The organism is Amycolatopsis sp. NPDC059027, from assembly GCF_042739735.1.
Taxonomy (GTDB): domain Bacteria; phylum Actinomycetota; class Actinomycetes; order Mycobacteriales; family Pseudonocardiaceae; genus Amycolatopsis.
On record NZ_JBHYIK010000035.1, the window covers coordinates 26131 to 45322 of the forward strand.

Annotated in this window: 19 protein-coding genes; 13 read left to right on the forward strand and 6 right to left on the reverse strand. The window is 68.9% G+C overall.

Annotated elements, in window-relative coordinates:
• Positions 1-120: 120 nt before the first annotated feature.
• From ACFWY9_RS24045 to ACFWY9_RS24055, 3 genes are all read left to right on the forward strand, one after another.
• A complete protein-coding gene (locus ACFWY9_RS24045; RefSeq protein WP_378339972.1) occupies positions 121-684 on the forward strand; it encodes a TetR/AcrR family transcriptional regulator in 564 nt (187 codons plus the stop codon).
• 101 nt (positions 685-785) lie between these two features.
• Complete coding sequence (locus tag ACFWY9_RS24050) at positions 786-1730, forward strand: NAD-dependent epimerase/dehydratase family protein (RefSeq protein ID WP_378339973.1); 945 nt, start codon at positions 786-788, stop codon at positions 1728-1730.
• Positions 1731-1732: 2 nt separating this feature from the next.
• Positions 1733-2149 carry an organic hydroperoxide resistance protein gene (locus tag ACFWY9_RS24055; protein ID WP_378328372.1) on the forward strand — a complete coding sequence of 139 codons (417 nt, stop codon included), beginning with the start codon at positions 1733-1735 and terminating at the stop codon, positions 2147-2149.
• A 714-nt stretch (positions 2150-2863) separates the two neighbouring features.
• Here the strand turns inward: ACFWY9_RS24055 and ACFWY9_RS24060 are convergent.
• Both ACFWY9_RS24060 and ACFWY9_RS24065 read right to left on the reverse strand, forming a co-directional pair.
• Entirely contained in the window at positions 2864-3748 is an 885-nt protein-coding gene (locus ACFWY9_RS24060; RefSeq protein ID WP_378339974.1) for a hypothetical protein, read from the reverse strand.
• A gap of 4 nt (positions 3749-3752) precedes the next feature.
• Complete coding sequence (locus ACFWY9_RS24065; RefSeq protein ID WP_378339975.1) at positions 3753-4100, reverse strand: hypothetical protein; 348 nt, start codon at positions 4098-4100, stop codon at positions 3753-3755.
• 72 nt (positions 4101-4172) lie between these two features.
• Between ACFWY9_RS24065 and ACFWY9_RS24070 the strand changes: the two genes are divergently transcribed.
• The 4 genes from ACFWY9_RS24070 (at position 4173) to ACFWY9_RS24085 (ending at position 9702) form a co-directional block, all read left to right on the forward strand.
• Positions 4173-5102 carry a hypothetical protein gene (locus ACFWY9_RS24070; RefSeq protein WP_378339976.1) on the forward strand — a complete coding sequence of 310 codons (930 nt, stop codon included), beginning with the start codon at positions 4173-4175 and terminating at the stop codon, positions 5100-5102.
• Positions 5092-7836 carry a CHAT domain-containing protein gene (locus tag ACFWY9_RS24075; RefSeq protein ID WP_378339977.1) on the forward strand — a complete coding sequence of 915 codons (2745 nt, stop codon included), beginning with the start codon at positions 5092-5094 and terminating at the stop codon, positions 7834-7836. Before ACFWY9_RS24070 ends, ACFWY9_RS24075 begins: the two co-directional genes overlap by 11 nt.
• 170 nt (positions 7837-8006) lie before the next feature.
• Positions 8007-8237, forward strand: a complete 231-nt coding sequence (locus ACFWY9_RS24080) for a hypothetical protein (protein ID WP_378339978.1) — start codon at positions 8007-8009, stop codon at positions 8235-8237.
• A gap of 427 nt (positions 8238-8664) precedes the next feature.
• Positions 8665-9702, forward strand: a complete 1038-nt coding sequence (locus ACFWY9_RS24085; protein WP_378339979.1) for an LLM class flavin-dependent oxidoreductase — start codon at positions 8665-8667, stop codon at positions 9700-9702.
• A 280-nt stretch (positions 9703-9982) separates the two neighbouring features.
• Here the strand turns inward: ACFWY9_RS24085 and ACFWY9_RS24090 are convergent, their stop codons facing one another.
• Positions 9983-11302 (reverse strand): hypothetical protein, encoded by a 1320-nt coding sequence (locus ACFWY9_RS24090; protein WP_378339980.1) that lies wholly within the window; start codon positions 11300-11302, stop codon positions 9983-9985.
• A gap of 140 nt (positions 11303-11442) precedes the next feature.
• The gene (locus tag ACFWY9_RS24095; protein WP_378328364.1) at positions 11443-12054 is read right to left on the reverse strand and encodes a TetR/AcrR family transcriptional regulator; all 612 of its coding nucleotides are present in this window, start codon (positions 12052-12054) and stop codon (positions 11443-11445) included.
• Positions 12055-12229: 175 nt separating this feature from the next.
• Between ACFWY9_RS24095 and ACFWY9_RS24100 the strand changes: the two genes are divergently transcribed.
• The 3 genes from ACFWY9_RS24100 to ACFWY9_RS24110 all read left to right on the forward strand — a co-directional run bounded on the left by ACFWY9_RS24100 (position 12230) and on the right by ACFWY9_RS24110 (position 14797).
• Positions 12230-13447, forward strand: coding sequence for a PucR family transcriptional regulator (locus ACFWY9_RS24100; protein ID WP_378328363.1), 1218 nt, complete (start codon positions 12230-12232; stop codon positions 13445-13447).
• 129 nt (positions 13448-13576) lie between these two features.
• A complete protein-coding gene (locus ACFWY9_RS24105) occupies positions 13577-14449 on the forward strand; it encodes an SGNH/GDSL hydrolase family protein (RefSeq protein ID WP_378339981.1) in 873 nt (290 codons plus the stop codon).
• A 219-nt stretch (positions 14450-14668) separates the two neighbouring features.
• Positions 14669-14797 carry a hypothetical protein gene (locus ACFWY9_RS24110; protein WP_378328361.1) on the forward strand — a complete coding sequence of 43 codons (129 nt, stop codon included), beginning with the start codon at positions 14669-14671 and terminating at the stop codon, positions 14795-14797.
• 41 nt (positions 14798-14838) lie between these two features.
• On the opposite strand, the gene ACFWY9_RS24115 is transcribed toward ACFWY9_RS24110, so the two are convergent.
• Both ACFWY9_RS24115 and ACFWY9_RS24120 read right to left on the reverse strand, forming a co-directional pair.
• Positions 14839-15480: a MerR family transcriptional regulator gene (locus tag ACFWY9_RS24115; protein ID WP_378339982.1), complete on the reverse strand. Its 642-nt coding sequence runs from the start codon at positions 15478-15480 to the stop codon at positions 14839-14841.
• Positions 15481-15494: 14 nt separating this feature from the next.
• Positions 15495-15896: an Lsr2 family protein gene (locus tag ACFWY9_RS24120; RefSeq protein WP_378339983.1), complete on the reverse strand. Its 402-nt coding sequence runs from the start codon at positions 15894-15896 to the stop codon at positions 15495-15497.
• A gap of 144 nt (positions 15897-16040) precedes the next feature.
• Here ACFWY9_RS24120 and ACFWY9_RS24125 point away from each other — a divergent pair, with 144 nt between their 5' ends.
• The 3 genes from ACFWY9_RS24125 to ACFWY9_RS24135 all read left to right on the forward strand — a co-directional run bounded on the left by ACFWY9_RS24125 (position 16041) and on the right by ACFWY9_RS24135 (position 19073).
• A complete protein-coding gene (locus ACFWY9_RS24125) occupies positions 16041-16805 on the forward strand; it encodes a methyltransferase domain-containing protein (RefSeq protein WP_378339984.1) in 765 nt (254 codons plus the stop codon).
• Positions 16806-16906: 101 nt separating this feature from the next.
• Positions 16907-18142 (forward strand): sodium:proton exchanger, encoded by a 1236-nt coding sequence (locus ACFWY9_RS24130; RefSeq protein ID WP_378328357.1) that lies wholly within the window; start codon positions 16907-16909, stop codon positions 18140-18142.
• Positions 18143-18356: 214 nt separating this feature from the next.
• Complete coding sequence (locus tag ACFWY9_RS24135) at positions 18357-19073, forward strand: S1 family peptidase (protein WP_378328356.1); 717 nt, start codon at positions 18357-18359, stop codon at positions 19071-19073.
• Positions 19074-19192: the final 119 nt, after the last annotated feature.

The following is a 19192-nucleotide window of genomic DNA, read 5'->3' on the forward strand; positions in this document are numbered from 1 at the left end:
GACGGACCTTGGCCTTTCGGCTGACCGGCTCGTGTGCGGTCGTTGGCGGCGCGGGTTGGGCGGCCTGGCGGGAAGCGTCGAGGGGTTGACACGGGAAAGTGTGAGTGGTTTATTACTCATATGGCAGCGACGGGACGGGTGCTCAGCACCGCTGAGGAACGCAGGGAAGTGGTGCTCAGCACCGCGGTCAGCAGCTTCGCGGCCCGTGGCTACTACGGCACCAACACCACCGAGGTGGCGAAGCGGGCGGGTATCTCGCAGGCCTATGTCTATCGCTTGTTCCCCAACAAGGAGGCGTTGTTCGTCGCGGTCGTCGAGCACTGCTTCGACCTCGTGCGGGACAGCTTCGCCAGGGGGGCGGCCAAGGCACGCGGCAGCGAGCCGCATGAGGTGCTGATGGCGATGGGCGACGAATACGCCCGGCTCATCGCCGACAAGGACCTGTTACTGGTCCAGGTGCACGCCCAGGCGGCCGCGGCTTCCGAGCCCGCGGTGCGCGAGGTGGTGCAGCGCAGCTACGCCAGGACCGTCGAGTACGTGCGCAGCGTTTCCGGCGCGGACGCCGACGCGATCCAGCACTTCATGGCCTGGGGGGCGTTGTGCCACCTGGTGGTGGCGATCGGTGCCACCGAGCTCGACGCGCCGTGGGCGAACACGCTCTCGGCGGGCCTGCGCCACTACTGAGTTTTCACCACTGAGCTTTCACCGTGAGAACAGCCGCGTCGCGCGGCTTTCTTTTGACCCATAGTGTGAGTGGTTAACCACTCAATACGGGAGGAGTAGCGATGAACCAGGAACTGCACGTCGTCCTCGGCACCGGACCGGTCGGCCTGACCCTCGCCGAGCGGCTCGTCGCCCGGGGCCACCGGGTACGCACGGTGAACCGGTCCGGCGGCGGGGAGCGGATCGCCGGTTCGGTGCGGGTCGCCGCCGACGTGACCGACCGGGTCAAGCTCGCCGAGGTAGTGGAGGGTGCCGACGTCGTCTACAACTGCACGCACGTGCCGTACCAGTTGCAGCCGCAGGTGCTGCCGGTGATCCAGGACGCGCTGCTCGACGTCGTCGGTCGCAGCGGCGCGAAGCTGGTCACCGTCGAGACGCTCAACCAGTACGGCCCGACCGGCGGGGTGCCGATGACCGAGCGGACGCCGCTCGCCGCGCCGGGCCCGAAGGGCAAGACGCGCGCCGCGATCACCGAGCGATACCTGGCCGCGCACCAGCGCGGGGACGTCCGCGTCGCACTCGGCATGGCGGCCGACTTCTTCGGCCCGCGCGTTCTGCTGTCCTCGCTGGGCGTGTCGGTGTTCCCGGCCGCGCTGACCGGCGAGGCCCGGCTCGGGCTGGGCGACATCGACCTGCCGAAGAGCTACACCTACGTGCCCGACCTCGCCGCCGGGCTCGCCGTACTCGGCTCCGACGAGCGCGCACTGGGCAAGCTGTGGCACCTGCCCGTCGACGGCCCGTACACGACCCGGCAGATCCACGACGTCATCGGCGACCTGACCGGCGAGCCGACACAGATCACGGTGCAGCGCGAGCCAGGACCGTTCGGCCCCTACGACGAGGAGTTCATGGCCGAGTACCGCGAACTCTTCTACTGGCACACCGAGCCGTTCGTCATGGACGACTCCCTCTACACCAGCACTTTCGGTGTCCGCGCCACCCCCATGCGCGAAGCACTCGCCAAGACCCTCGCCTGGTTCGCCCACTCCGTCCGGAAAGGACAATGACAATGAAGACCCTGTACACCACCGAAGTGACCTCCAGCGGTGACGGCCGCAACGGCAAGGTCCGCTCCCACGACGGCCTGCTGGACACCGCCCTCGCGCTCCCCAAGGAAGCGGGCGGCTCCGGCACGGCGACCAACCCCGAGCAGTTGTTCGGCGCGGGCTACTCGGCCTGCTTCCACAGCGCGTTGCGACTGGTCGCCAGGCAGCGCAAGGTCAAGCTGTCCGGCGACACAGTCGTCGCGCGGGTGAGCCTCGCCCAGGACGAGGCCGGGTTCCTGCTCGACGTCGAGCTGTCCGTCTCGCTTCCCGGGCTGTCACAAGAGGACGCCGAATCGCTGGCCGAGGACGCCCACGGGCGCTGCCCGTACTCCCGGGCGATCCGCGGCAACGTCGACGTCACACTGCGCGTGGCCGTCTGACCGGCGGGCCCCGGCACCCGCGAGCACAACGGTCATGGGGCACAGGCGATGGACGATCTTCGCTCACGGAACGCGTGCGGGGAGATCGTCCCTCGTGGTTTCCAGGGTGTCCTCGGGTAGAACCCCTTCGACACCAGGTGCTCCTTGAGCATCGGCTTTGGAGCGTTCGACCCCGCGCCCCGTTCGAGCCCGTGACCGCCTCGCCGCTCGCGTGGCTCGGCCGGAGCCTGGGTAGCACGCTTGTCCACCCGCAGCCACGATCAGGGACCACAGCGACATCCAGTCGCCGTACTGGCCGAAGTCCCACGATCCACAGGCCGCCTTTGGCGCAAGTTCCGGACTGACTCACAGCGAGGCTCGGACAGTGCGCAATGGCCGCCGTGCCACTACTGTCCAATCGGCCCCGAGCAGACGAAAAAGCCCCGCGCGGCATCATTCGACACAACGGAGTTTCGGCTCTTGACCAGCGGGTTCGGGGCTCGGGTCCCTGATGACGCGCCCCCAGACTCCAGGTCATCGGACTTGATGACCCGGAGTCTGTGTTCTCCGGAATTCTCCTTCCGCTTGCAGACTGTCCATTGTGGTCTCCTGCGACCCCGGACTGCCGGACTTCATCGGCACCGGCCTCGCGCCAAACTGCACGCGCTGGCCACCATCGCGCCGGTACTCGCCGGGGCCGCGTTCTCCCGCGTAACGCACGCTGTGGAGGTACTGTCACGCGCCTTTACGCAGCCGCGAGGTGATCTCGGCCCCCGCGGTGTCCGGCGGCGCGCTGATGCCCAACGCGTCGGCGAGTCCCGCGGCATGCAGGTCCACAACGGACTCGACGAGGTCGGCGTACAGGGCGACCGTGCTTCGGCCACGACGCCAGGCGGTCACCACGATGAGCAGCCCGAGCACGGCCGCCGGCCACCACACCACGCCAAGGGCCAGATACGGCAGGCCCCAGCCGCAGAGGGTGGCCGCCGCGCCGAACGCCGTCGCGGCGGCACGTACCTCCGTGCGCGTCGCGTCGGCCACGGTCAACCACAGCCGCGGCCACGCCGTGCCGAGGTCGAGCTCGTACTCCGCGAACACCCTGGCGTCCACCGCGGCCATCCGGTCACCGATCCAGGTTGGCCGGCCCGGCCGCACGAGGCCGATCCGGTTGCGCCGCCCGGCCAACCGGTCGAGTTCCTGCCGCGCTGCCTCGGGGTCGTCGGCGTTCCGCGCCTCGAGCAGGGTGGTTTCATACGCGGCCGTCGCGCGGTTCCACCTGGCCCGCCGGGATCGCACCAGCAACCAGCCGGCCCAGCGCGGCCACGGGTCGAGCCACACCTTCCGCACCGCCCAGCCGAGGCCCGTCGCGGCGACGCCGAGCGCGGCGGCGGCCAGCAGTACGGCCGCCGCGATCATGACGGCGAGCACCGCGCCCGAGGCCTGCACCGCCGTGCTCCAGGACCGTGCCACGGCCGTGAGCCGTGTCGTGTCGGCCCAGTGCGCCTGCCCGAGGACACCGCCGGCAACGCAGGCGCCGAGCAGCAACAACCCGGGAAGCACCAGCAGGGAGAGCCATTTCTCCGCGAGCTTGCGGCCCAACTCGCTCAGGAAGGCGGACATCCCGTCACAACTTCGTCGGGCGCAGGCGCGCCTCGTCGAGGTGGCAGGTCGGCGCCGGTTCACCCGATCTCCTTGGCGTGACCCGGGAACAACGGCTGTTCGGGCACACGTACACCTCATGGGCCGACCGGCGGCCGAACCGGCCGAGCAGCGCGGGGCCCGGCTGATCGCCACGCCACACCGACGGCGGTGGCGGGCCGTGCACCTTGGCCAGCACCGAGTCCAGGCTTTCGGCGGTGAGCCGCCCGTCCTTGGCCTGCTCGATCAGCCCGGAAACGTCGTCCGGCGCGTACTTGCGGAGCAGGGCAAGGCCGGCGCAGAGCCTGGCCACATCGTCCCTCGGATCACCCATGGCAGCAGATCGTACTGAAGCGATTACCGAAATCGGCTGTTTCGCCGATGATCGTGCGGCATGCTGGTGACCATGGCCGCTCTGCCGTCCCGCTCGGTGGATGAGCAACACGCGTACATGGGCGTGCATCCGTGCGACTGCGGCGACGACACGGTCGAGGTCTGGTCGGGTGGCGCCGTCCACGGCGTGACCAGGACGGAACGGACCTACACCTGGGCGTGCCCGGCCTGTGGCGCACCTCGTCGATTCGACTTCTACACCCTGAAGGAGCGGCGAGCACGGGCTGATCAGCCATACGGCGAAGGGCTGTCGGAGATCCTCGATCCCGGTGAGTGGCTTGTGGTCGGCGGTGCCTTCGCGGACCTGGCGGCGGACCGCTCGCGGTCTCGCCAGGACCGGCGCCACGGTCGTTGGCTCGCTCCGGCGGCGATCGAGGAGGCGCTCAAGTTCATCCCACCGGGCGCCGACGAGGTGCCGCGATCCGCCTTCACCAGTGAGATCGGCAAGGTCGTCCGGCTTGTCCGGCCCGACTGGTTCCACCGGGACGCCCTCCTGCACCGGATCAAGGTGTTCGCCAAGGGACGGGTCGTGGCCGAGGACACGCCATGGCCGGGCAAAGCGACCCGTCGGCGGCAGGAACTGCTGACCTCGCTCACGCAGCGGCTCGAGGAGGCCGCCGGCCGGGGCAGCGACCACTCCGCCGTGCTGGCGCCGGAGGCGGTGGCCGAGGCCCGCGAACTGCGCGAGCTGAGCGCGGGGTTCGATCTGGAGGCCACCTACGTGTGCGCCCTGGTGCACATCCTGAGGCACACCAGGCGAACGCTGGCCGGCGCCCACGCCGCCGACGATCTCGCCGAGGCCCTGCGGCTGTTCCGGGTGGTGCGTGCGGCGGAGTCCGTGTCGTTTCCGAAGACGTGGTTGGCGGCGGGCCCGCCCGAGCAGGGTGCCTTGGTGATCCCCGAGCCGGTTCGTCTCGTTCTGGAGAGTCACGATGCCGGCTGAGGACGCGATCGCGAAAGCCGTCAGCGATCTCTACGCGGCGGCGGGGTCCACGAACCGGAAACGAATCGACGTCGCGGTCCGCGCGCTGATCATGGCCTTGGCCAGGGCGCGGGTGAGCGGGACACATCGTGTTCATCGGATGGCCGGCGTACTGCGAGAGCTGGTGTTCGGCAAGACGTCCGAACGGCCAGGCGCCCTCGACGCCGCCGTCGAACTGGGCCGCTACGCCCACGGCTACCCACAGCGCGATCACGAACTGGCCGCGTGGGTGGCCCTGATGCACGGCGTCGCGCTGGCCACGCGGCGCTCGTGGGTACACGACCTCGACGAGAGCATCGCCGCGCTGCGCAGCGCCGACGAGTCGGCCGGGGACAACCGCGACCTACGTGTCATCGCGTTGTCCTACCTTCGAGAGCTCCCTCGCGTCCGCTACGAACACACGTCGGACGGGGCCGATCTCGACTTGGCGGTCGACGCCGCCGAGCGGCTGCTGGAGTGGCCGAACGACCAGGCACGCACGCAGCTCAACCTCACCGAAAGCCTGCTCCGGCGCTACGAGCACGCCGACCGGCCGGAAGACCTGGCTCGGGCGAGGGAGGCGGCGGAACGGGCGATCTCGCTGGCTCCGGAGGAACCCCGGCCGCTCAGCTGCCTCGCCAGTGTCCTGCGCTACCAGCATCGACGGCAGCGGGACGTCGCCGCGCTGCGGCGTTCGATCGAACTGCTGCGTGCCGCGCTTCGGCTGGAGCCGGACAGCGCCGAGATCCGCGCGAATCTCGGCCTGTCGCTGAACGCGCTGTTCGAGGCCACGGACGACACGAGGGTTTTGGACGAGGCCATCTCCGTTCAGCGGGCGGTGGTGGCCCAGCGGACGACGGACGACGACCCGGTGCCGGCCAGAGACCTGGTGAACCTGGGAAGGTGCCTGGGCAATCGGTTCCACCGGTACCACCACCTGGCCGACCTCACCGAAGCGATCGCCGCCTATCGCAAGGCGTCCTCGCGGGACTACCCGACGCGGTACGTCGCGCGATCCGGTCTCGCACTCGCGCTCGCGAGCCACGCGCTCACACCCGCCGGCACGCCGGCGGACTTGGCCGAAGCGATCGAGATCATGCAGGACACCCTGGACAACCTGCCGTCCGATCATCACGCACGCCCGATGATCACCCGAAACCTGGCCATGCTGTGGCAGGACCAGCACGCCGGTGCCGCCCGCTTGGACGAGGCGGTGCGGTTCGCCGAATCCGCGACCGGCGAGGTGGCGGGATCGCGGGTCGCCCGGTTCGACGTGCTCGGAACGGCTCTGGAGAAGCGGTTCCGCGACAGCGGTAGCGAAGAGGACCGCGTGCGCGCCATCGCCGCCTTCACCGAGGCGGCAGGCGATCCCCTCGCCGACGTCCACGCCAGGATCAGCGCCGGATCGAGCTGGGGCGCGCTGGCCGCGCGCGCCGGCGAGTGGGCCAGTGCGACCGCGGGCTACCGGATAGCGGTCGACGCGTTCGCCCAGTCGGCGCCCGCCGAGCTCCGGAGGTCGGATCAGGAGCACAACCTGCGTCACCCCGGCCTGGCCGCCGACGCGGCGGCCTGCGCGTTACGGCACGGCGACGCGACCGAAGCACTGCGGTTGCTGGAACGCGGGCGCGGGGTGCTGCTGACCCAGGCGCTGGGACAACCGCCGCAGGCAGGCGGCGCCGTCACCGGCCCGGTGGTGGCCGTGAACGTCAGCGAACACGGCTGCGCGGCGATCATCGTCACCGGCTCGCGGGTGCGTACGGTGCCGTTGCCGGAGCTCACCCTGGATGCCGTGCTGCACCGGATCGGGGCGTTCCAGTACGCCGTGGAGATCACCGAGTTCCAACACGCGTTCGACGTCGACGACGTGTGGGCCGCCTCCCGGTTCGTCGCCCGGCTGCTGCGCTGGCTGTGGGACGTCGTAGCCGAACCGATTCTGTCCACTATGGACATTCCGGTCGGCGGCAAACCGCCCCGGCTGTGGTGGATGCCCGTGGGACCGCTCGCGTTCCTGCCGCTGCACGCGGCCGGATACCACGTCGAGCAGGACGGCCGCACGGTCCTGGATCGGGTGATTTCCTCGTACACACCGACCATCGCCGCACTGAGGCACGCCACGGCGACCGAGCCGGGCCCCGGCGTCCCGGTCTCGCCGCTGGCCGTCGGAGTGTCCCACGTGGACGGTTACCCCGAATTGACCGGCGCACGACGGGAGATCGAGGCGCTACGAACCCTGCTCCCGGGAATTCGTGTCCTGCGCGACGAGCAGGCGACGCGCGCCAAGGTGTGTGCCGCGATCGCGAACAGCGATCTGGTCCACTTCGCGTGTCACGCCACGAGCCGGGCGACCGACCCTTCGTCCGGTCACCTCGTACTCGCCGACGGCCCGTTGACCGTGACCGAGATCGCCGACGGCCACACCCCCGATGCCTGGCTCGCCTACCTGTCGGCCTGCGCGACCGGACGAACCGGGATCACACTCCCGGACGAGGCGATCCACATCGCGTCGGCGTTCCAGCAGGCCGGGTATCCGCACGTGATCTCCACGCTGTGGCCGATCAGCGACGAAGCGGAATTCGCCGAGCGCGTCTACACCGAACTGCTCGGCAAGGGAAGCCACCCCGCCGACGCCGTGCACGCCGCCACGCGCGACCTCCGGGACCACTACGCGGGTGGCCACCCCTTGCGCTGGGCGGCACACGCGCACACCGGGCCATGATCCTGGCCAGCCAAGGATCCGGGATCGAGCCTCGGCGTCCTCGCCGGGCCGGCTGAGATACCTGACCAGCGGTGACACCACTCACGCTATATATGCATACATTGCTATGTGATTATATAGTTCTCAGTGGACGGTACCAGCCCGGCGCCACCGAGGAGATGGGAGCAACCATGGCCGACAATCTGGGAACAGCAGGCAAGACCTCCGGCTTCGGCAGGCTGGTCGTCTGGCTCCTGCTGGTCGCCGGACTCCTGCTCGTGCTGCTCGTGCTCGGCGCGGTCGCGATCGGGATCTGGCTGCTGATCAACGCGGACGCGGCACTGACCTGGCTCAAGGGGATGATCGGCCAGCTCGGCCCGATCATCCCCTTGATCAAGCAGGCGCCGACGCCGAGCGGTTGACCCCGATGAACACGGGCACAGAAAGCCGCCTCCAGCCGGCAGACCCGCTGCCGGGCACGAGACGTCACCGGCGGTGGTCCATTTCGGAGGACCGCCGCCTGCGAAACCGCATCCCGTGGCAGAGCCAAAGGCGACAGGAGTCCCAGGGTTCTCCCTCCACTGAGGACATCCACGGTGCGGCCGTCAACCCCCGGCAACCGCACACGCGAGGTGCCCGGCCGGGACCTTCCTGCCGTATGCGCCCCGACCGGGCACCGCCCCCGTTGACTGGGATTCGTTCGCACAGAAGGGGGCCGGAAAGCCACGCGGTCCCGAATCAGGTCGATTCTCGTACGCGCACACGGGCCGCTGGTTCGTTTCGTCGACAGGCACGGCGAGGGAAGGCTACGATGGCCATGCCTTGGCGCGACGAGTCCGGGGAGGCATCTTGCGTGCAGGCGTTGTGGTCGCGGCACGGCCCGGCGTGGAGGAACTCGCCGTACAGGCCGAGGAACTGGGCTTGAGCAGCTTCTGGGTTTACGACACCCCCATGGTCCACGGCGATCCGTTCGCGGCGCTGGCGTTGTGCGCGAAGGCCACCAGCCGGATCAGACTCGGCGTCGGCGTGACGTCACCGGCGTTGCGGTCGATACCGGCCGCCGCGAGCGCGCTCGCCAGCCTCGACGCGCTGGCACCGGGCCGGATCATCTGCGGAGTCGGCACCGGGAACTCCGCCCGGCGCACCCTGGGAATGCCGCCTGCCACCGGGGCCGAGCTCGAGACGTTCACCGCCTCGCTGCAGGATCTGTGCGCCGGCCGCTCGATCAGCTACCGCGAGGGCGACCGGGTCCGCGACATCCGGTTCCTGCACGCCGGGCAGTACCGGGACACCGCCGGCCCCGTCGATTTCGTGGTGGCCGCGCAGGGTGTGAAGGCCGCTGCCATCGCCGGCCGTCGCGGCACCGGCCTGCTTTCCTTCGCCACCCTGGATCCCTCTGCCTGGCGCGCGCTCCACGGTGCTCGCCGGGAGAACTCGAGCACGCCGGTTGGCGGCGATTGCTATCTGATGACCTCGCTGCACGTACTCGGCGAGAGCGAGGACCCGTACGGCGACGCGGTCCGGGACGCGACAGGCCACACCGTCTTGTCCTTCCTGGTCTTCGCCGCCGACAAACCCTCCTTCGCCGAGGTACTCGGCCCCGAGGAACGGGAAGCCGTGCGACGGTTCCTCGACCGGCGTGGCACCACCGCCACAGCGCCGGACCGGTACCGCATGCTCTACACCAACTACCTGGGACGCATCGATCCGGCAGACCGGGACCTGGTCCTGCCGGCACTGATCGACAGACTGGCCATGGCCGGCACGCGGGACGACCTCCTTTCCCGCATCGCCGCCATGGCGGCGGCCGGGATCGACGAGATCGTCATCCAGCCGGTGGTCGACCCGCCCGCGGAAATGGCCGAGTTCGCCAAGCTCACCGCCTGAACGAAGTAGTCGTCCGGCCGTGGCCCACCGGCGCTTCCCGCACCGGTTGCCGAAAGCACCCGTCGAACAGTAGGCCCCGCGAGACACAGGCAGCCGTTCTCGTTGGAGACGCTGTGGCGGTAGTCGCGGCCCGCCTGTCGTACGCGGCCCTCGGCGTCGGCCGTTGCTGGACGCTGCCCTGTTCCGGCGTCTTCTCGACGATCCGGAACCGCGCTGCGCCTGCGCGAAGCGCCAGGGCGGAGTACGAGCGCCTACCCACACCCGTATCCACAGTGGACATTCAATGCCCGGTTGCCGGCCGGGCGGGATTTTCGGCGGCCAGCCGCGCCTCGGTCGCGAGTGCGCGGACGGCGGGCGCCAGCTCCACGGCACGCGCATAGCGGCGCGCGGCGCGGCCGGTATCACCGGACAGCCGGGAAACGACGGCCAGGTTCCGAAGCGCCCAGGGGTTTTCCGCGTGCGCCAACGACATCGCCCACGCGTCGGCCGCCTTCCGGCGCTCACCTGCAGCCCAGCGAGCGACGCCACGGTGGTACCAGGTCGTCCAGGTAGCCGGCGCGTATTCGAGCAGCTCACGCCAGTACGCGTTGACCGGCGTCGGGCCCGGGTCCACCACGGGGTCGCCCGTCCACGGCGTACCGTCGAGCAAGGAAAGCCATGAGCGTTGCTCCACACCCATTGACTCGGCGGGATAAGGAGTGGCCGGAAACTCGACGAGCATCCGGTGGGTCTCCAGCGCACCCCATCCCGAGCCATGCGACAACGGGTCGCGCGGCGGGTTGTCGGCAGCCCCCAGCCACGCTCGGCTCAGCCGCCCCAGTAGCCCCGCGTCCGGAAGCCGCCGTTCCAGATCCGTAGCCGCGACACGGGCGTCACCACGCCAGGCGGCCGCTCCCGCGTAACACGGTCCGAACGCTTCGAGCCGGTGCCACGAACCTCCGGCCGCGACGTGCTCGTTCGAGGGCGACACGGACAACTGCACCAGCCCTGCTCCGTCTTCGCCCACCGCAGCCGTCCAACGGCTGCTCTCCCGTGGCCTGCCGAGCAGGCGAACGGTGCGCGAGACGATGATGTTCGAGGACCACCCGACCGGCACCGCGTGGTCATGCGGGTTGCGGACCTTCACCCCGACGAGCAGCAGGGAGGAATCCTCCGGCAGCCACAGATCCACCTGACAGGCCAGATCGCGGGTCCGCTCCCATTCCCACAGCCGCAGCGCGGGTGTCCCGTCCGGGCCGTCGACTTCCGCGGCATACATCGGCACCACAGCGGCGCCGGCGAAACCGCCGTCACCGAGATTCCATTCGATACCGCCCGCGACGTCACCGCCGGGTACCAGTTCCCGACGGCTTCCCTTGTCGTACAACGATTCGATCCGCCCACCGAGAGCAGGCAGCACGGTTACCCGGAGACAGTCGTTCTCCAGAATCAGCGCGGGCGAGGAATGCTCGCCGCCGGTCCCATCGACACTGTCGCGTGACCGGTACGGCAACGCCACCCGCTGCCGGGCCCGCCCCGCGTTGACGAGCGGGGGCAGCGGATTCTCGGCCTTCGGAGCCGCACTGCGGAGGACCTCCGAAACGGAAAGCCGCGTCGTCATTTCGCGCGAAACCGGAATGATCGAGCGTCGCGCACATTTTCACCCATGTCAACGAACGATATGCGCCCGCGCAGGCCGCCTGGCACCCCCCGTTCGAAGGATCTTCGAAGCCGCTCGGATCACCTCGGTGCGCGGCGGCGTCATCGCGCTCCCTGCTCTTTGAGATAGGACTCCGTCATCACCCCGATGACCGCCAGCCGCTGGGCGTCGAGTTCGGGGTCCGGGTAGAGCGCCGCGCCCAAGGCCTCCCCGTCGAAGAAGTGGAGCGTCGTCATCAGCGCCGCCGCGCGGGCTTCCTGGGGCAGCCTGCGTACGGCGGGGACGCGCTCCGCGTTCACGAACATCGCGGCCACGTACTCGCTGACGATCGGCTCGAATCGTGCTCGTAGGTCAGCGTCGGTTCGGGCCGCCACCAGCAGTTCGATCCAGACCGCGTTGATCGGGTCCCTGGCCCCTTCCCGGACGAGGGAGAGCACCGTCGGAACGTCGTCGGTGTCGGACAGCCGGGCGAAACGGCGGGCGAAGTTCTCGATCTGCCGCCGCGCGACCTCCCGCGCCGCGGCGAGCACGAGGTCGACCAGTGTCGCGAAACGCCCGAAAAGCGCACCTTGCGAGACCCCCGCCCTCGCACAGATCTCCTTCGCCGTCGTGCGCGCGTAGCCCAGGTCGACCACGGCGCCGATGGCGCCCTCGATCAGGCGTGCGGTGGTCGCCGCGCGGCGCTCCGACTGGGTCCGCCGCTGGTCCGCCACATCGTCTCCTCCTGCCGGATGACGCAAGACTAACTTAAAAAGCGAGTACTTGAAATATTTCTTTGGATCCAGGAGGCTGCGCAAGGGCGAGTGACGCAGACCTCTGGGAGGCTCCCGTGCAGCACCACCCCGTGCCCCGCCACCCGCGCACGTCCTCGGCAGGCGGGGGCAGGTCATGACCACGAGCGGTATCGGTCACCGGGACGGCGCCCACCTCGGCTCCGCGTCATTGGCCGTGCGGCTGGCGGACAGGATGCCGTGCCTGCTGGACGCGATGGTGCGGCGAATACTGACGGAAGTGCCCTATTACCGGCAACTGCCCGAGGCCGAGATCGAGGTGGACGTCCGCGGGATCGCGGAGTTCCATCTCGGCCTCGTCACCCGCATGCTCCGCGAGGACCGGATGCCGACGGGGGCCGAGCTGGCGGTGGTCACGCGGTCCGCGGCACGGCGGGCCGAGGAAGGAATTCCGCTGCGCCTGGTACTGGCAGCGAACTACGCCGGCGCCGGGGCGGCGTGGGAGGTGGTCTCCGAGTACGCCCGAGGGGACGAAGTCGCCGCGGTGGTGGCGATCGGCAGCCGGATGCTGAGATACCTGCTGACCTTGAGCACGGCGGTCACCGAAGGCTTCATGGAGACGACGCTGGCCGTCACCGGACGCGACCGCGAGATCCGCGGTCAGCTGTTCGACGCGGTGCTCACCGGCCGGGAAACCCCCGAACTCTGGGAAAACGCGGGGCTCGCACCGTGGCGCGAACGCACGGTGCTGGCTCTCCGGTTCACGGAACCAGTGCCCGGCAACGAGGTCACCGCCGCGGTGGAGGTGCGCCGGAGGAACCGCGCCATCCGCCAGGTTCTGACGGACCTGTCCGGCACGCCCGTCCTCGATGGGCTGACCGCCACAGGCGGCACCATCATGCTCAAAGGCCAGGCGCGTGCTGACGGCCTGACCACCGCGCTCGCCCCTGTGGTCGGTGATCGCTGGGCCGCCGGAACGGCGAATGCCGTCGCGAACACGATGCCGGAGGCCGTGTGCGCGGCGGTGGACACCGCCGAGGTCGCCGACCGGCTCGCGCTCGAACCCCGGGTCTACGATCTGACCGCCCTTCGGTTCGAAGTCCAAGTGACCCGGCCGGGACCGGCCAGGGCCGCACTGGCGGACCTGGTCGAGCGCCTGGCCGGTCATCCGGACCTCCGGGAGACCCTCGCCGCCTATCTCGCCTGCGACGGCGTTCGCCGCGAGACCGCGAAGCGGCTACATCTGCATGTCAACACGGTGGACTACCGGCTGAGCCGCGTCCGCGGTCTCACCGAGGTGGATCCCACGACGCGCGAAGGCTGGCAGACACTGCGCGCGGCGGTGATCGCCCACCGGTTCGTCAGCGCACAGTAGCGACGGCCGTTCTTGGAGACAGCTACAAACTCGCGCGTAAAGTTTCGGGCGGCGTCCACTGTTGTTCCCGGGTCAGGTCCTCGATGATGGCTCGACATTCTGATTCCGGCCTGTCAAAGGGGACCGCCGATGCCTTTGTTCTCTCGCGCCCGCGTTGCCGGCGCGATCGTCTCGTCCGCACTACTCGCCACTGTAGCGGTTCCCGGTTCCGCCGTGGCGGACACAGCGAGCGCGCCGGACTACGTCAACATGGGGGACAGTTTCAGCGCGGGTTCCGGCATCCTGCCACTCGCGCCGGGCATGAGTCCGTTGTGCGCGCAGTCCGCGAAGAACTGGGCCCACGTGATCGCCGCGACCAAGGGCTATCGCCTCAAGGACGTCTCGTGCGGAGGCGCTTCGACCACGCACTACACGCTCCCGCAGTATCCTGGGGTTCCGGCACAGGTCGACGCCTTGTCGTCGGCCACCAAGCTGGTCACCATGTCGATCGGCGGGAACGACAACAACACCTTCATCTCCGCGATCATCGCCTGCGGCGCCGCCGGAGTGCTCTCGGGTGGAACGGGCAGCCCGTGCGAAACGGCCTTCGGTGACTCCTTCGCGCACACGGTCAGGACCAAGACCTACCCGAACCTCGTCAAGGCGCTCACCGCCGTGAAAAAGAAGGCCCCCAACGCACGCGTCGCGATCGGCGACTACCTGAACATTCTGCCCAGCGGTGCGGGGTGCTTCCCGACGATCCCGCTCGCGTCCGGCGACCTCGGCTACGTGCGAGACTTGCAAACCACCTTGCACGACACGATCAAGCGTGCCGCCGACGCCACCGACACGACCTTCGTCGACTACTCGGAGATCTCCGAAGGGCACGACGCCTGCCAACCGGCCGGTACCCGCTGGGTCGAGCCCGTCGTGCCGTCCGGCACTCTCGGGCCTGTCCACCCGAACGCCGAGGGCGAGCGGCAGATGGCACAGCACACGCTCGAGACGCTCGGCCTGTCCTGAACCACGTAAAGCCGATGCCGCATTCATCCACAGAGGACTGAAAGACCCCGGGACATGCTGACGGGCCGGTGGACACTCGTTCCACCGGCCCGCTCGCGAATGATGAACATTTCACGGCGCGACAGTTCTCACCGAACACAGATCCGTCCTTTTTGGACACGAACACGGTGACGGGCTCACTCGTTTCACCTTTTCCTCAGCGAGGAAAGCCCTGCGAACATGTCCACTGTGGAAGGTTTGGAGAACCGCCTGACCGGCGAGGAAGCCGTCACCGCGCAGTGCGGCGGAGTCGAAGCGCTCGTCGCGGCTCGCGACTGTCTGCGGCGAGATACTGAGCGCCGGCCATGAAACTCAGGCCAGTCAGCGTTCGTCGAGTGCGCATCGCGGGATCACCGGCCTGGTCTGCCGCGGCGCGCGCGATAGGCTCGCTGCCGGCAAGCGTGGGAGCAGTAGGTGCGCGGCCTCCCCCGAGACGGCGAATCGACCTGTTCTCCACACCCGGGGCACAGGGGAACGTCTTCCGGGTTCTCGACGCCCCCGCTCCGAGCTTCGTCGCGTTCCTCGTGCCGGGCTGCCGCCTGCGCGGCTTCGAGCAGGTCGCCTCCGGCGACACGTCCGCGTGGCGTACGCGCGACCAGCTCGCCGTCCAGGTGCGGACACAGCGCCGGATCGTCGTCGGAGCACAGCATGAGGTGAGCGAGGTAGTCGCGCGCGGCCACCAGGAACCCGATCTCCCGCTCGAGACGAGCGACCTGCGCACCCACGACCCCATGCCACGCTTCGACGTTCGCGGTGCCCGCGGTCACGACCGCGGCCTGTTCCAGTGGCATCCTCCCGGCCACACGGCACAGGTAGGCGAGCCCTATCCGCCGAAGATCGCAGTCGCTGTACAGCCGCTTACCGGCTTCCCGTTCTGGCGCGTCGAGTACCCCTTGCGCCTCCCACCAGCGCAATGTGGACGGCGCGAGATCGTACAAGGCGGCGGCTTCCCTGATCCGTACCCCGGATTTCACCCCTTCATCGGACAGCATCAGGTGGTGACAGGCTACTTCCGTCGTCCCCGCTTGCGTGTCGTCTTCACCGGTTTCGCCTCCGCGGCCTCGAACGCTTCGATGACCTCGCGCGGCATCCGGCCGCGATCGGAGATCTCGAAACCGTTCTCCAGCGCCCAGGCCCGGATCGCCCGGGAACGCTCGCGATCCTCCGGCGACACCGAACCACCGCCGGACACCGAACCCGGGAACTGGGCGACCGTCGACCGCACCTTCCGGCCACCCACTCGCCTCCCCGCCGACACGAACTGCGCCAGCAGGTCCCGCAGCTCTTCGGCGTTGTCCTGCGAAAGGTCGATCTCGTAGTCGACTCCGTCCAAACTGAACGGAACGGTCTGGTCGGCCTCGCTGCCATCGATATCGTCCAGTACCTGAACCAGAACTTTCTGAGCCATCACACTTCCCTCACTTGCCGCTACGCGGGGCATGCGCGCCCCGACAACCTACGAAGTCTAGCCGATTGTAAGCCGGCCGCATGGGCACTGGCCTAGAATCACGACGCGATAGACACGGCAATCGGCACGGCGAGAGGCTCACTCATGTCCAGCGACGTTTCCGACAACTGGTTCGAAACGTTCTTCACCGAGCTGCCCAACGAGTTCTGGCGACGAGTCGCGACGACGTTCTCCACCGAGGACGAGGTTGATTTCATCGTGCGCAGGCTCGGCCTCACCGCCGGATCACGGGTACTCGACGTGCCGTGCGGGAGCGGCAGGCATTCACTCGAACTTGCTGCCCGCGGACACCGGGTACGCGGTATCGATATCTCTTCGGAAGCGATCGACCACGCACGCAAGCGGGCCGCCGAACGCGACCTCGATGTCGACCTCGCCGTGGCCGAAATGCGGGAATTACCGAACGACGGCGCATACGACGCCGTGGTGTGCATGGGCAACAGCTTCGGTTACCTGGACATCGAAGCATTACGCGACTTCGTCGCGGGAATGGCTGCCACGGTCCGGCCCGGCGGCGGCATCGTGGTGGACGTCGGGATCACCGCCGAATCGGTGCTGCCGGGCTTCGTCGATGCCGAGCGCTCCGCACATCAGGTCGGCGATATCGAGGTCGAATCGGTCAACACTTACGACGTCGAGCGGTCCGCCATTATCTCGCACGACACCTTCCGCCGTGGTGCGGCCGAGGTCACCGCGACGGCCGTTCATCGGATCTACACCAGTGCCCACCTCGGCCAGCTGCTCACCGAAGCGGGCTTCGTCGACGTGGCACGGTTCGCCGGGCCGACCGACGAGCCCTACCGGTTCGGCGACAGTCAGCTCATGATGACCGCACAACTCCCCGGATAGCTGCCTCTCGGGTGATGTTCGGCGAAAGCCCCTCGTTTCGGATGGCTGCCCCGTGTGCTCTGTTCTATCTTCCGAAGTGACCGGGCGACAGGAAAGACACCATGAACAGTCAAAATTGGTCACTCCCGAGCCGGGGCGCCGTCGCGCTGCGCTTCACCCTGGTCGCGGTCGCCGCGGCACCCGCCGTCGTGCTCAGGCTGACCGGGACGCACCCGAACGCCGTCTGGGGCGGCGTCCTGTTCGGACTCGGCGTGCTCGCGGCGGCGGTGATGCTGATGTGGGCGGCGGAAACCGCGCGTGCCGACATCTCCGGCGCGCTGGCACTGGCGCTGCTCGCCCTCATCGCCGTGCTCCCGGAGTACGCCGTGGACCTCTATTTCGCCTACAGCGCGGGCACTCGCCCCGATTACGTGGCCTACGCGGCCGCCAACATGACGGGCGCCAACAGGTTGCTCGTCGGCGTGGGCTGGCCGCTGGTCGCCATCGCCACCGCGCTGGCCGTCCGCCGATCACGCGGCTCGGCAAGCCCGCACATCCGGCTCGAGCCGCACCACCGCATCGACGTCGCCTTCCTCGCGGTCGCGGCGCTCGTCGCGTTCGTGATGCCGCTGACCGGCCACATCGGACTGTACCTTTCGGTTGTGCTGATCGGGTGGTACGGGTTCTACCTGTGGCGGATGAGCCGGTGCGGCGCCGAAGACCTGGAGGAACTCGCCGGCGTTCCGGCCCGGCTGGCGACACTGCGGGCGAACCGCCGACGGCCCTTGACGATCCTGCTGTTCGCGGTGGCCGCGGTGCTGGTGTTCTCCTCCGCCGAGCCGTTCGCCGAATCACTCGTCGAAGCGGGCAGCGCGCTGGGCATCGACCGATTCCTGCTGATCCAGTGGCTGGCACCGCTGGCATCGGAAGCCCCCGAACTGATCGTCGCCGTGGTCTTCGCCTGGCGGCTGCGTGCCGCCGACGGACTCGGCGCGCTGCTGTCCAGCAAGATCAACCAATGGACGCTGCTGGTCGGCGCACTGCCGATCGCCTACCTGCTCGGCGGCGGTTCCGCCGCGCTGCCCCTCGTCGAGCGCCAGGTCGACGAGGTGGCACTGACCGCGGCGCAGACAGTTCTCGCCGTAGTGGTCCTGCTCGACCTCCGGTTCCGGCTGTGGGAGGCGATCGGGCTCTTCGTCCTGTTCGCCGTCCAGTTCGTGCTGCCAGGCGAATCCGCGAGGCTCATCCTCACCTACGTCTATCTGGCCGTCGCGGTGACGCTCCTCATCCCCCGGCTCCGTCAGCTGAAGCCGACGACGATGGCGATCGGCGGTCACATCCCGGAGGATCCGCACTAGCGGCGGACTTCACGACCGCTCATCCACAATGGACACTCAGTATTCGCGCCCGGCGATGTGGACAGCCCATGAACGATTCCCGGATCGTCACCGGAGAAATTCCCGCTCGTCACGCTTGAACACCGGGGAACTCCCGACGTTGGTCGGTATTCGGCGCGCGAGAGCGGTCGTAGCGTGTCAGCGAAGATAATTCTCGAGCGTGAGGAGTGTTTACGTGCACAAGCGCCTTGCTTCCCTGCTCCTGCCGCTTGCGGCCGGCGCGCTGTGCCTCGCCGCACCGGGAACGGCCTCCGCCGCCCAGCCCGCCATCATCGGCGGCGGCGAGGCGACCGAAAGCTATTCCTGGATCGTGGACCTCGGACACGACGACGCGAACGAGGGACACGGCTGCGGCGGCGGGCTCATCCAGGACCGCTGGGTCGTGACGGCCGCCCACTGCATCGGCCACCAGTTCGAGCAACTGCGCGTGGGGTCCAACGACCGGACATCCGGCGGCGAACTCGTCAAATGGGACAAGACGTTCACCCGCGACGGAGCTGACATCGCGCTGATCCGCCTGACCGCTCCGGCCAAATCCGCGCCCATGAAAGTGGCCGCGAACCTGCCCTCGGCCGGCGCGGCGATCAAACTGCTCGGCTGGGGCTGGGAGAGCAACACCGATCACTACTCGCCGAAGAAGCTCAAGCAACTGGACACCACGGTCCTCGACGGCTCCGCCTGCGGGATCGACGACACCGAGGTCTGCGTCAAGCAGTCGCCGACCGCCGCGGCCTGTCACGGCGACTCCGGCACTCCCGCACTGGTGAACGGCGAAGCCGTCGCCGTGACCAGCCGTGGAACGAGCGGCTCGTGCGGTAGCGGTGGCACCATCTACACCGGAATCGCGTCCAATATGGACTGGATCCGCGACACCATCGGCGCCAACAACTGAATCACCCCGAACCTCGAGTCGGGGGGGGCGGCGGCGGGGGCCCCCCCGCCGCCCCCGCGGTCCCGCAGCTCCAGCACCTCGTCGAAGGAAGCCGAGTCGCTCGCGCCGCGGGTGATGAC

Bases quoted from the DNA above. Each gene is read 5' to 3' on its own strand.
- ACFWY9_RS24045 (WP_378339972.1), top strand. From the start codon at position 121: ATGGCAGCGACGGGACGGGTGCTCAGCACCGCTGAGGAACGCAGGGAA.
- ACFWY9_RS24050 (WP_378339973.1), top strand. From the start codon at position 786: ATGAACCAGGAACTGCACGTCGTCCTCGGCACCGGACCGGTCGGCCTG.
- ACFWY9_RS24055 (WP_378328372.1), top strand. From the start codon at position 1,733: ATGAAGACCCTGTACACCACCGAAGTGACCTCCAGCGGTGACGGCCGC.
- ACFWY9_RS24060 (WP_378339974.1), bottom strand. From the start codon at position 3,748: ATGTCCGCCTTCCTGAGCGAGTTGGGCCGCAAGCTCGCGGAGAAATGG.
- ACFWY9_RS24065 (WP_378339975.1), bottom strand. From the start codon at position 4,100: ATGGGTGATCCGAGGGACGATGTGGCCAGGCTCTGCGCCGGCCTTGCC.
- ACFWY9_RS24070 (WP_378339976.1), top strand. From the start codon at position 4,173: ATGGCCGCTCTGCCGTCCCGCTCGGTGGATGAGCAACACGCGTACATG.
- ACFWY9_RS24075 (WP_378339977.1), top strand. From the start codon at position 5,092: ATGCCGGCTGAGGACGCGATCGCGAAAGCCGTCAGCGATCTCTACGCG.
- ACFWY9_RS24080 (WP_378339978.1), top strand. From the start codon at position 8,007: ATGGCCGACAATCTGGGAACAGCAGGCAAGACCTCCGGCTTCGGCAGG.
- ACFWY9_RS24090 (WP_378339980.1), bottom strand. From the start codon at position 11,302: ATGACGACGCGGCTTTCCGTTTCGGAGGTCCTCCGCAGTGCGGCTCCG.
- ACFWY9_RS24100 (WP_378328363.1), top strand. From the start codon at position 12,230: ATGACCACGAGCGGTATCGGTCACCGGGACGGCGCCCACCTCGGCTCC.
- ACFWY9_RS24105 (WP_378339981.1), top strand. From the start codon at position 13,577: ATGCCTTTGTTCTCTCGCGCCCGCGTTGCCGGCGCGATCGTCTCGTCC.
- ACFWY9_RS24110 (WP_378328361.1), top strand. From the start codon at position 14,669: ATGTCCACTGTGGAAGGTTTGGAGAACCGCCTGACCGGCGAGGAAGCC.
- ACFWY9_RS24115 (WP_378339982.1), bottom strand. From the start codon at position 15,480: ATGCTGTCCGATGAAGGGGTGAAATCCGGGGTACGGATCAGGGAAGCC.
- ACFWY9_RS24120 (WP_378339983.1), bottom strand. From the start codon at position 15,896: ATGGCTCAGAAAGTTCTGGTTCAGGTACTGGACGATATCGATGGCAGC.
- ACFWY9_RS24125 (WP_378339984.1), top strand. From the start codon at position 16,041: ATGTCCAGCGACGTTTCCGACAACTGGTTCGAAACGTTCTTCACCGAG.
- ACFWY9_RS24130 (WP_378328357.1), top strand. From the start codon at position 16,907: ATGAACAGTCAAAATTGGTCACTCCCGAGCCGGGGCGCCGTCGCGCTG.